Source organism: Streptomyces sp. NPDC058964 (genome assembly GCF_042741275.1).
GTDB lineage: Bacteria > Actinomycetota > Actinomycetes > Streptomycetales > Streptomycetaceae > Streptomyces.
This window is the reverse complement of record NZ_JBHYKH010000300.1, coordinates 1-11,079: the sequence shown is the minus strand read 5'-3', so window position 1 is coordinate 11,079 and position 11,079 is coordinate 1. Positions and strand designations below refer to the sequence as shown.

Annotated in this window: 8 protein-coding genes; 4 read left to right on the top strand and 4 right to left on the bottom strand. The window is 71.6% G+C overall.

Annotation, left to right across the window (positions count from 1 at the left end; genetic code table 11):
* Positions 1 to 115 precede the first annotated feature (115 nt).
* From ACFW2E_RS29965 to ACFW2E_RS29955, 3 genes are all read left to right on the top strand, one after another.
* Positions 116 to 1,402, top strand: a complete 1,287-nt coding sequence (locus ACFW2E_RS29965) for an HRDC domain-containing protein (protein ID WP_384470201.1) — start codon at positions 116 to 118, stop codon at positions 1,400 to 1,402.
* A gap of 569 nt (positions 1,403 to 1,971) precedes the next feature.
* The gene (locus ACFW2E_RS29960) at positions 1,972 to 3,189 is read left to right on the top strand and encodes a thiolase family protein (RefSeq protein ID WP_384470200.1); all 1,218 of its coding nucleotides are present in this window, start codon (positions 1,972 to 1,974) and stop codon (positions 3,187 to 3,189) included.
* The gene (locus ACFW2E_RS29955; protein WP_384470199.1) at positions 3,186 to 5,315 is read left to right on the top strand and encodes a 3-hydroxyacyl-CoA dehydrogenase NAD-binding domain-containing protein; all 2,130 of its coding nucleotides are present in this window, start codon (positions 3,186 to 3,188) and stop codon (positions 5,313 to 5,315) included. The genes ACFW2E_RS29960 and ACFW2E_RS29955 overlap by 4 nt, the downstream gene beginning before the upstream one ends.
* A gap of 71 nt (positions 5,316 to 5,386) precedes the next feature.
* On the opposite strand, the gene ACFW2E_RS29950 is transcribed toward ACFW2E_RS29955, so the two are convergent.
* A complete protein-coding gene (locus ACFW2E_RS29950) occupies positions 5,387 to 5,779 on the bottom strand; it encodes a hypothetical protein (protein ID WP_384470202.1) in 393 nt (130 codons plus the stop codon).
* 10 nt (positions 5,780 to 5,789) lie between these two features.
* A complete protein-coding gene (locus tag ACFW2E_RS29945; RefSeq protein ID WP_384470198.1) occupies positions 5,790 to 6,806 on the bottom strand; it encodes a hypothetical protein in 1,017 nt (338 codons plus the stop codon).
* Between the two features lie 101 nt (positions 6,807 to 6,907).
* On the opposite strand from ACFW2E_RS29945, the gene ACFW2E_RS29940 reads away from it, so the two are divergent.
* Positions 6,908 to 7,288 (top strand): NTP pyrophosphohydrolase, encoded by a 381-nt coding sequence (locus ACFW2E_RS29940; RefSeq protein ID WP_384470197.1) that lies wholly within the window; start codon positions 6,908 to 6,910, stop codon positions 7,286 to 7,288.
* Between the two features lie 453 nt (positions 7,289 to 7,741).
* Here ACFW2E_RS29940 and ACFW2E_RS29935 read toward each other — a convergent pair whose 3' ends face one another.
* Together ACFW2E_RS29935 and ACFW2E_RS29930 are read right to left on the bottom strand one after the other, a co-directional pair.
* On the bottom strand, positions 7,742 to 9,343 hold the full coding sequence (locus ACFW2E_RS29935; RefSeq protein ID WP_384470196.1) for an ArnT family glycosyltransferase: 1,602 nt from the start codon (positions 9,341 to 9,343) through the stop codon (positions 7,742 to 7,744).
* Between the two features lie 72 nt (positions 9,344 to 9,415).
* Positions 9,416 to 10,909 carry an amino acid permease gene (locus ACFW2E_RS29930; RefSeq protein WP_384470195.1) on the bottom strand — a complete coding sequence of 498 codons (1,494 nt, stop codon included), beginning with the start codon at positions 10,907 to 10,909 and terminating at the stop codon, positions 9,416 to 9,418.
* Positions 10,910 to 11,079: the final 170 nt, after the last annotated feature.

Sequence of the window (11,079 nt, the reverse complement as noted above, 5' to 3'; positions counted from 1 at the left end):
CGTTCACTCACTTGACGGGTATTTTTCACCGACATGAGTGGTTTACGACCCCCTGACGCCCGTCGACGGAACGTTCCGTCGACGGGCGCTGTCCACACACAGATACCCTTGACAGGTGACCGACGCCCAAGAGACCGCAGCAGACATGCCACTGCGCACCACCGGAGGCACTCCTCCGGACGACGGCGGATCTACTGCGGCGGCGCCGATCCCTTTGCTCGAACCGCGTGAGGGCATTCCGCCGGTGATCACCGACGGGGTCGCGCTGGCCGAGGTGATCGCCGCCTTCGCCGCGGGTTCCGGCCCCGTCGCCGTGGATGCCGAGCGCGCCTCCGGCTACCGCTACGGCCAGCGCGCATACCTGGTGCAGCTGCGCCGCGAGGGAGCCGGGAGCGCCCTGATCGACCCCGTCGCCTGTCCCGACCTGTCGGGCCTCGGAGAGGCCCTGACCGGCGTGGAATGGGTGCTGCACGCGGCCACCCAGGATCTGCCCTGCCTGCGCGAGATAGGCATGATGCCCGGCAGCCTCTTCGACACCGAGCTGGCCGGCCGGCTCGCCGGGTTCCCCCGGGTCGGCCTGGGCGCGATGGTCGAGGGCGTGCTCGGATACGTACTCGAGAAGGGGCACTCCGCCGTCGACTGGTCAACCCGGCCGCTGCCCGAGCCGTGGCTGCGGTACGCGGCCCTGGACGTCGAGCTGCTGGTCGACCTGCGGGACTCCCTGGAGAAGGAGCTGGACCGGCAGGGCAAGCTGGAGTGGGCCCGGCAGGAGTTCGACGCGATCGCGTCCGCCCCGCCGGCCGAGCCCCGCAAGGACCCCTGGCGGCGGACGTCCGGCATGCACAAGGTGCGCCGGCGGCGGCAGCTGGCCGTGGTGCGGGAGCTGTGGGAGACGCGGGACCGTATCGCCCAGCGGCGTGACGTCTCGCCCGGAAAGGTGCTCAGCGACACCGCGATCGTCGAGGCGGCGCTCTCCCTGCCGGCGAACGTGCACGCGCTCGCGGGGCTGAACGGGTTCGGGCACCGGACGGGACGGCGTCAGCTGGAGCAGTGGCAGGCCGCCGTCGACCGGGCCAAGGCCCTGCCGGACGCCCAGCTGCCTCAGCCGGGGCAGCCGGTCGCCGGACCGCCGCCGCCCCGGGCCTGGGCCGACAAGGACCCCGCGGCCGCGGCCCGGCTGTCCGCCGCTCGCGCGGCGGTCTCGGCGCTGGCCGAGCGGCTCAGCATGCCCCAGGAGAACCTGATCGCACCCGACACCGTGCGGCGCCTGTGCTGGGAGCCGCCGAAGTCCGTCGACACCGAGTCCGTGAGCGCCGCGCTCTCCGGGTACGGCGCGCGGCCGTGGCAGGTGGACCAGGTGACGCCGGTGCTCGTGGCGGCACTGACGGTCAAGGGCGACTAGGGCCCCGTCCTGCGGATCGCGCCGGACGGGCCCTGGCCTGCCTGGCCCCTCACCCGGTGGCTCCTCGCATGCGGTGGGGGCCACGGAGGCGGAGCAGGAACGTCGAGATCACGCCAAGATCCTGGGACGGCACGTCGAGCGGGCCGTCCGGGATTGCCAGGCGCTTCGCCGCCGTCCGCCGTCCCGCGCGACCCGGGACGGGATCTTCGCGGCGGCCCTGGAGCACATGCCGGGCGTACGACCAGGGGGCCCCGGCCCTGCGTGCCGGTGGTGACGGGCCGGGCACCCGCCGCCGGCCGCCGGGCTCACCGGGACGGGCCTCCGGGTCACCCGGACGTGTCCCCGCAGTCCGCCCGGGACGACTTCCAGCCGCCGGTTCACCCACCCGCATCCGTTACCGACTCCGGTGCCGGCCCGCAGGGCTCGACGCCGGGCCGGGGATGTGACGTTCGCCGCTCCCCGCGTCAGGGCTGTGCAGCTACGTTACCCACAAGTAGCATGTGCCTGAGCGCGCGCTCAGCGCTTGCGCATCGCAGCAGTGCCATCCCGCACCCTGGAGGAGAGCCATCGTGCCTCGTACCGTCAGGGATGTCGTCTTCGTCGACGGCGTCCGTACCCCGTTCGGCAAGGCGGGCCCGAAGGGCATCTACCACGAGACCCGCGCCGACGACCTCGTCGTGAAGGCGATCCGGGAGCTGCTGCGCCGCAACCCCGGCCTCGACCCGAAGAAGATCGACGAGGTCGCCATCGCCGCGACCACGCAGATCGGCGACCAGGGCCTGACCCTCGGCCGCACCGCCGGCATCCTCGCGGGCCTCCCGCAGTCCGTGCCCGGCTACTCGATCGACCGCATGTGCGCCGGCGCCCTGACCGCCGTGACGACCACCGCCGGTTCGATCGCCTTCGGCGCCTACGACGCCGTCATCGCCGGTGGCGTGGAGCACATGGGCCGCCACCCGATGGGCGAGGGCGTGGACCCGAACCCGCGCTTCGTCAGCGAGAAGCTGGTCGACGAGTCCGCCCTGTTCATGGGCATGACCGCGGAGAACCTGCACGACCGCTACCCGCAGATCACCAAGCAGCGCGCCGACGAGTACGCGGTGCGCTCGCAGGAGAAGGCCGCCAAGGCGTACGCCAACGGCAAGATCCAGCAGGACCTGGTGCCGATCTCGGTGCGCCGCACCAACCCCGAGGCCGGCGAGACCGGCTGGGGCCTGGTCACCGCCGACGAGCCGATGCGTCCGGGCACCACCCTGGAGAACCTGCAGGGCCTCAAGACGCCGTTCCGCGTCCACGGCCGGGTCACCGCGGGCAACGCGGCCGGTCTGAACGACGGTGCGACCGCGTCGATCATCGCGAGCGAGGACTTCGCCCGCGAGAACAACCTGCCGGTCAAGATGCGCCTGGTCTCCTACTCCTTCGCGGGAGTCGAGCCCGAGGTCATGGGCTACGGACCGATCCCGGCGACGGAGAAGGCCCTCGCCCAGGCGGGGCTCAGCATCTCCGACATCGGCCTGTTCGAGATCAACGAGGCCTTCGCCGTCCAGGTGCTGGCCTTCCTCGACCACTACGGCATCGCCGACGACGACGAGCGCGTCAACCAGTACGGCGGCGCCATCGCCTTCGGCCACCCGCTGGCCTCCTCCGGCGTCCGCCTGATGACGCAGCTGGCCCGCCAGTTCGAGGAGCACCCGAACGTCCGCTACGGCCTGAACACCATGTGCGTCGGCTTCGGCATGGGCGCGACGGTCATCTGGGAGAACCCGCACTTCGAGGGGGACAAGTGAGCACCACCGCTGAGCTTCTGAAGGGTGCGGCCGAGCTGTTCCCCGACGAGGTCGTCACGTCCGCGCACGTACGCCACCTCGACCTGCCGTTCGGCGCGGGGCGCTTCGCGCTCATCACGCTGGACAACGGCTTCGACCACACCAAGCCGACCACCTTCGGTCCGGCCTCGCTGGCGAACCTCAACACCGCGATCGACCAGGTCGAGGCGGAGGCCGCGGCCGGCGACATCGTCGGCGTCGGCATCACCGGCAAGCCGTTCATCTTCGCGGTCGGCGCCGACCTCAAGGGCGTCGAGCTGCTGAAGAAGCACGAGGACGCGCTGGCCATCGGCAAGGGCGGCCACGAGGTCTTCAAGCGCCTCGCGGGCCTCGCGGTCCCGACCTTCGCCTACTACAACGGCGCGGCCATGGGCGGCGGCGTCGAGGTCGGCCTGCACTGCTCCTACCGGACCGTCTCCAAGGCGATCCCGGCGTTCTCCCTCCCCGAGGTCTTCCTGGGCCTGGTCCCCGGCTGGGGCGGCTGCACCCTGCTGCCGAACCTCATCGGCGCCGACAAGGCCGTCTCGGTGATCATCGAGAACAGCCTGAACCAGAACAAGCAGCTCAAGGGCCGGCAGGTCTTCGACCTCGGCATCGCCGACGCCATCTTCGAGGGCGCCGACTTCCTGGAGCAGTCGCTGATCTGGACGGCGAACGTCCTCAAGGGCGACATCCAGGTCGAGCGCCCGGTGATCGACCGCGGCGAGGGCTGGGACCAGGCCGTCGCCAAGGGCCGCTCCATCGCCGACTCCAAGGTGCACGGCGCGGCCCCGGCCGCCTACCGCGCCCTCGACATCATCGCGGCCGCCAAGAACGGCGACCTGCAGCAGGGTTACGACGCCGAGGACAAGGCGCTCGCCGACCTGATCATGGGTGGCGAACTGCGCTCCGGCATCTACGCGTTCAACCTGGTGCAGAAGCGCGGCAAGCGCCCGGCCGGTGCCCCGGACAAGAACCTGGCCCGTCCGGTCACCAAGGTCGGCGTGGTCGGCGCGGGCCTGATGGCCAGCCAGCTCGCCCTCCTCTTCCTGCGTCGCCTGGAGGTCCCGGTCGTCCTCACGGACATCGACCAGGAGCGCGTCGACAAGGGTGTGGGCTACGTCCACGCCGAGATCGAGAAGCTGCTCGGCAAGGGCCGGATCAACCAGGACAAGGCCAACCGCCTCAAGGCGCTGGTCACCGGTGTCCTGGACAAGGCCGAGGGCTTCGCGGACGCCGACTTCATCATCGAGGCGGTCTTCGAGGAGATCGGCGTCAAGCAGCAGGTGTTCGCGGAGGTCGAGGCGGTCGCCCCGGCGCACGCGATCCTCGCCACCAACACCTCCTCCCTCTCCGTGACGGAGATGGCGTCGAAGCTGAAGAACCCCGAGCGGGTCGTGGGCTTCCACTTCTTCAACCCGGTCGCGATCCTCCCGCTGCTGGAGATCGTCCGGGGCGAGAAGACCGACGACGCCTCCCTGGCCACCGCCTTCGCGGTCGCCAAGAAGCTGAAGAAGACCGCGGTCCTCACCAAGGACGCCCCGGCGTTCGTGGTGAACCGCATCCTGACCCGCTTCATGGGCGAGATCCAGAACGTCATCGACGAGGGCACCCCGGTCGAGGTCGCCGAGAAGGCCATCGAGCCCCTGGGCCTGCCGATGTCCCCGCTGGTCCTGCTGGAGCTGGTCGGACCGGCGATCGGTCTGCACGTCTCGGAGACCCTCAACCGGGCCTTCCCGGACCGCTTCAAGGTCTCCCCGAACCTCGCGGCCGTCGTCAAGGCGGGCAAGCGCGGCTTCTACGTCTACGACAGCGGCAAGCCGGAGCTGGACCCGGAGGTCGCCGCGCTGCTGAAGCAGGGCGATGTCGTCCTGACCGAGGAGCAGGTCCGCGCCCGCGTCCTGGACGCGGTGGCCCAGGAGATCGGTCTGATGCTCGACGAGGGCGTCGTGGCCGAGGCCCAGGACATCGACCTCTGCCTGATCACCGGCGCCGGCTGGCCCTTCCACCTGGGCGGCATCACGCCGTACCTGGACCGCGAGGGCGTCTCGGAGCGCGTGAACGGCAAGAAGTTCCTGGCTCCGGGCGTGGCGAGCGTCCCGGCGTAACCGGATCCGCGGCGTTCCGTACGGACGTACGATGCCCGGCGCACCCGAGTGGTGCGCCGGGCATCGGCGTTTCAGGAGGCGGACGGACGGGCGTCCTCGACATGGACGACGTGCAGTTCCCTGCCGTCCTCGTCGCGCTTGGACCGTCCGTGGATCCCGACGGCAAGGTGCGAGGGATCATCGGACTCGTCGAGGGCGACGAAGGTGACGACGTCCGGATGATGGCCCGTCACCAGCCAGCCCTCGCCGTTCTTGAGTTCGAGCACACGGAAGTCGCCGGCCGGGCCGCCCACGTGCACGGGCCCGAACTCCCGCAGGATGTCGGTCGCCCGTTCGTCCAGCGGTCCCTCGGGCTCCTCGAGCACCACACAGGTGCCGTGCTCGAAGAGCACCCACGATTTTCCGGAGTCGGTCAGAAGACGACGCCATGCGTCGATGAGTGTCTCGGTGTCCACGGCGGCCATCATCGCGCACTCAGACCGTGCGCCATGCCTCCAGTGCCAGCCCCGGCTCGTCCTTGCGGCGGGTCACCAGCAGTTGCCCGGTCGACGGGGACAACGTTGCCGCCACCACGCGTTCGTCCTCGTCCACCGCGAGGGACACCACGGCGTCCAGCGGGAGTCGGGGACCCGACTCGGTCCACCAGGCGCCCGCCGCCTCGTCCTCCGTCGGATACGCGGCGAAGGCCACCCGGCCGCTCGACGAGCGCTGCGCCAGGAGGGTGCAGTCGTGGCCGTCGAGTTCGCAGCGGACCGCCGCGACCGGGCCGGGACCGGCCGAGGCCAGCAGCGCGACCGGCTTGCCGCCGGGGCGCCAGGCGCAGATGTCGCCCGTGTCGTCGGTGTAGAAGAGGGTGGTGCTGTCGGGGGACGTGGCGAGGGCGTGGAGGGTGCCGGGCCGGGCGGGGGCCTCCAGCGCCTCCTCCAGCACCGGATCGGCGCCCGGCTCCTCCTGACGCCAGTGCAGGACGGCTCCGGGGACGGCCGCGTACAGCTCGACCCTGCCCGACTCCCCCGTCACCGCGGCCGGTTCCTCCTGGACGCCCCGGCCCTTGAGGTCCCGCCAGGGGTGCCAGCCGCCCTTCTCCTTCTGGGCGAGCATGCTCACCCCGCCGCCCGCGTTGCGCACGAAGACATGGGCGCGGCCCTGCGCGTCGACGACGACCGCCGGAGTCCCGGTGCGGTCGCCCTTCTTGTCGGGGTGGCCTACCGGCTGCCAGTCCAGGGCGGCGAGGTGGGGCCGGAAGTGGGTGGAGTGCACCAGGCCCGACTCGCCTGCCGACGTGGGCCGCCAGGCGATCAGATGGGCGTAGCCGTCGACGCCCTGACCGACGGAGAGACCGGGGTGCAGCTTCTGGGTGCCGCCCACCGCGCGCGGAGCGTCCCAGGGGCCGCCGGGTCCGCGCTCGGCCCGGCACAGGACGCCTTGGTCCGACTGCAGATAGACACCGAGCCGGCCGTCGCGGCCGCGTATGAGCCAGTCGCCGTTCACCGTTTCACTTTATGCCGGACGGACGGGTGGACGCGGCCCGCCCCCGGTCGCGCGGCCGCGCAGGAAATGTTCGGCACACGGGGCCGTGGGACCCTTGGCGCATGGACGAGGATGCCCCCCTGCTCGTGATCGTCGACGCCGCGAACGTCGTCGGGTCGGTGCCCGACGGATGGTGGCGGGACCGGAAGGGGGCCACCGAACGGCTGCGGGACCGGCTGGCCGCGGAAGGGCTGCCCGGCCATCCGAGTCCCGTGGAGATCGTGCTCGTCGTCGAGGGCGCGGCGCGCGGGGTGGAGTCCGCGCCGGGCGTACGGGTGGAGACGGCGGCGGGCAGCGGCGACGACCGCATCGCCGAACTCGTCGAGGAGAATCACGGCCGCCCCTGCCTGGTCATCACGGCCGACCGGGAACTGCGGCGCAGGGTGACGGAATTGGACGCGGAGGTGACCGGGCCACGGGCGGTCCTCGGGGGACGCCCCTAGGTGTGTTGTCCCGGCACGACAATCCTGGGCCACTGCCACGGACGCCCACGAGACCCCTCCCCGAAATGGTCCGGACGTTTACCCCAGGAACGGCCCATACAGGTGGGCCGTCCCGCGCCTAGGGTCGACAACCGCCTGCAGCCCACGTAGCTCGCAGGCCTGGTGTGGGGTCGTGCGGTCGGCCTCCCGTAGGTCGCTCACGCGGCGATCCGGCCCGCCCCCGCATGGCAGCCGGCATCGCCATCTGCTGCTCCGGCGGTTCTCCATGGGCCGGCCACCGACGCGAGAGCCCGTGTTCCGGCACGGCCGGCCGGCCGGCGGTTCGACCGGTGACGACAGCGGGGCCGCGGCTCCCGCGTCCGCCCGCCCCGCCCCGCGGCCCTCACCGTGCGAGCCGGCCTCCTAGGTCCTGTCGTCCCCTCCGCGTCGTTCCGCCCGAAGGGCCCGGCGGCGTCATGGAGGTCCCCCTGCTCGAGCGAAGCCGATGGTTCGGGGGAGCGTGCTCCCGGCCTGCCCGGCCGTGCCCGGCCTGGGTCCTCGTACTCGATGTACTTGGGCCTGCACGGCTTCGCGGGGCAGGAGGGATCTGACGGCAGGACCTGGGACCCGGTCGCGTGGCACGCGCGCGTACAGCACCGCCCCGTCCACCTCCGCCACCTGCTCGTACCGTGCCGTCAGCAGCCGGCGCAGGCCCGGTACGTGGTCCGGGGCGTACGGCTTGCCCCGGGAGTCGTCGACCACCAGGGCCGGGGCGTGGGCGATCATCTCCGCGCGGAAGACGGGCCAGGTGCCCTCGACGGCGTACTTCTCGCCGACCCGGGGGCCGTCGCGGCCGCCGCTGTAGTTGGTGAGGAAGCCGGCGGTGAGATAGCGGCTGGCCGGGGTGCGGGCGCAGAGCCAGTACGTCTCCGGGTGTATGCCCCAGACGAGGATCCGGTCGGTCTGTGCCGTGCGGTGGGCCACGGCGGACGCGAGGCGCTGGGCGTGGGTGAGTTCGGGGCGGGGGGCCAGCAGGCCCCAGGCCAGGAAGAGCGCACAGCAGCAGGCCGAGGTGAGGACGGCGGACGTGAGCCGCACCCGGGGCAGGACCTGCAGCGCGGCCGTGGCCAGCAGGGCGAGCGGCGGGATGAGCTGCAGGTAGTAGTGACCGAAGAAGTGGAAGCCGGCGGTGACGGCCAGGGCGGAGGAGGCCAGCCACAGCCACAGGTCTCCCGCTCCCGTGCGGGCCACGCGCAGCACCCGTACCACCGGCGGGATCAGGCCCGCGCAGGCCACGGCCAGGATCGCCGTGTTGGCCAGCCCCCTGAACAGGACGTGGAGCTCGGAGCCGGTGAAGGCGGCGTACGCGCCCGAGCCGGTGACCGTCCAGAAGACGAAGCCGGCCGGATCCGTGACCAGAGCCGCGCACAGCACCGGCACGGCCGTGCCGGCGGCCAGCCGCAGCACGGCCGGGCGCGGTGCGCCGTGCCGGTACGCCAGCCACACCACCGGCACCAGCACCGCCCCGCCGGTCTGCTTGGTGAGGAGCGCGCCGGCGACCGCCACCCCCGCCGCTCCCCAGCGGCGGCGGTCCGCGCACCACAGCGCGGCGGCGGTGGACGGCAGCATGAACACCTCGAAGGTGGCGGCCTGCGCGTCCTCGGGGTTGAGCCCCACGGAGACCAGCAGATACAGCACCCCGGCCGTGCGGCCGGCGGTGCCGCCCCACCGGCGCCGGGCGAGCGAGGCCAGCAGGACGGCGGTGAGGAGCTGGGCGAGGACCGCGAGGACGCGGACCGGGGTGAGCGAACCGGAGCCGCCCAGCGCGAACGCGGCCTGGTACAGCCACGGCACGAGCGGCGGCTTGCGGTCCACCACCGTCTCGTACAGCTGTCCGCCCTGCGCCAGTATCCGGGCCTGCACGGCGAGATAGCCCTCGTCCGGGTTCCACAGCGGCCGTGCGAAGGACGGTGCCCGGGTGACACAGGCCAGGGCCGCCAGGGCCGGCAGCAGACGCGTCCAGTACGCCTTCGGGGCGACTGCGGTACGTGACGGGGCGAGTGACGCGGCGGGCATGGTGAGCACGCTATCCGGCCCCGCGGTTCCCACCGAAGCAGGACATACCGGGCCGGGCGGCAAACGGTGCGGTCACCGTGCGTCCGCGTTCTTGCCGTTCCGTGCGAGACGGCTGTGCGAGCGGCCGTACAGGAAGTAGACGACGAAGCCGATGATCATCCAGACGGCGAACCGGAGCCAGGTCTCGGCGGGCAGGTTCAGCATCAGCCACAGGGTGGCCAGGACGGACAGGACCGGGACGAACGGCACCCACGGGGTGCGGAAGGCACGGTGCAGGTCGGGGCGGGTGCGGCGGAGGATGATCACGCCGAGCGCGACCACGACGAACGCGAACAGGGTGCCGATGTTCACCAGTTCGGCCAGCTCGCTCAGGCTCGTGAAACCCGCGATGATCGCGATGATCACGCCGAGCAGGATGGTCGGCCGGTGCGGAGTCCTGAAACGTGGGTGGACGACGGAGAAGAAGCGGGGCAGCAGCCCGTCGCGGCTCATCGCGAAGAACACCCGGGTCTGGCCGAGCAGCAGGATCATGCAGACCGTGGTCAGGCCGATGACGGCGCCGAAGCTGATCGCGCCCGCGTACCAGGGGTGGCCGGTGGCCTTGAAGGCATCGGCGAGCGGGGCGTCCACGGAGAGCCTGCTGTAGTGCTGCATTCCGGTGACGACGATGGACACCGCCACGTACAGCGCCGTGCAGACCAGCAGGGACCCGAGGATGCCGCGCGGCATGTCCCGCTGCGGGTTCTTCGTCTCCTCGGCCGCCGTGGCCACGACGTCGAAGCCGATGAAGGCGAAGAAGACGACGGAGGCGGCGGTGAAGATCCCCATCACGCCGAAGTTGGAGGGGGCCCAGCCGAACATCAGTTGCACGAGCGGGGCGCTGAGATTGCTCTCGGCGTGCACGGCCTGGGCCTTGGGGATGAAGGGCTGGTAGTTGGAGCCCTTGATGAAGAAGGCGCCGGCGACGATCACGATCAGTACGACAACCACTTTGATGGCGACGACCACTTCGGTGACCCGCGCGGACAGCTTCATGCCGATCACCAGAATGGCGGTGAGCACCAGGATCAGCGCGGCGGCGAGGATGTCGAAGCCGAAGCCGTGAGCCCCGTCCCGCCCGGCGAGGTAGTCCGGCAGATGCCAGCCCGCGTTGTCGAGGAGCGAGCGCATGTAGCCGGACCAGCCGACGGCGACCACCGCCGTACCGAGCGCGAACTCCAGGACCAGGTCCCAGCCGATGATCCAGGCGGGCAGTTCACCGAGGGAGGCGTACGAGAAGGTGTACGCGGATCCGGCCACCGGGACGGTGGAGGCGAACTCCGCGTAGCAGAGCGCGGCGAGGGCGCAGACCACGCCGGCCGCGACGAAGGCCAGGGAGACCGCGGGACCCGCGTTCTCCCTGGCGACCTTGCCGGTCAGGACGAAGATGCCGGTGCCGATGATGACACCGACGCCGAAGACGGTCAGATCCAGCGCGGACAAGGACTTCTTGAGCGCGTGCTCTGGCTCCTCGGTATCGAGGATGGACTGCTCCACCTTCTTCGTCCGGAAGAGGGTACTGCTCACGGGTACCTCCCGCGCTTGTCGGCCTCGACATGCCTCGACATGATCGAGAGGGGGCGTGGTACGTATGCCCCGGCGCGCGCCCATTCACGCAAATGGGCCGGGGTTATAGCCGCAGGGCGGGGTGGTAACCGGCCCCCACGAGCCCCCCCCGCGGCGGGCCGGCGCGGCGG

Excerpts from the sequence above, each read along its gene's own strand:
- ACFW2E_RS29935 (WP_384470196.1), bottom strand. The coding sequence starts at position 9,343 with ATGCCCGCCGCGTCACTCGCCCCGTCACGTACCGCAGTCGCCCCGAAG.
- ACFW2E_RS29940 (WP_384470197.1), top strand. The coding sequence starts at position 6,908 with ATGGACGAGGATGCCCCCCTGCTCGTGATCGTCGACGCCGCGAACGTC.
- ACFW2E_RS29950 (WP_384470202.1), bottom strand. The coding sequence starts at position 5,779 with ATGGCCGCCGTGGACACCGAGACACTCATCGACGCATGGCGTCGTCTT.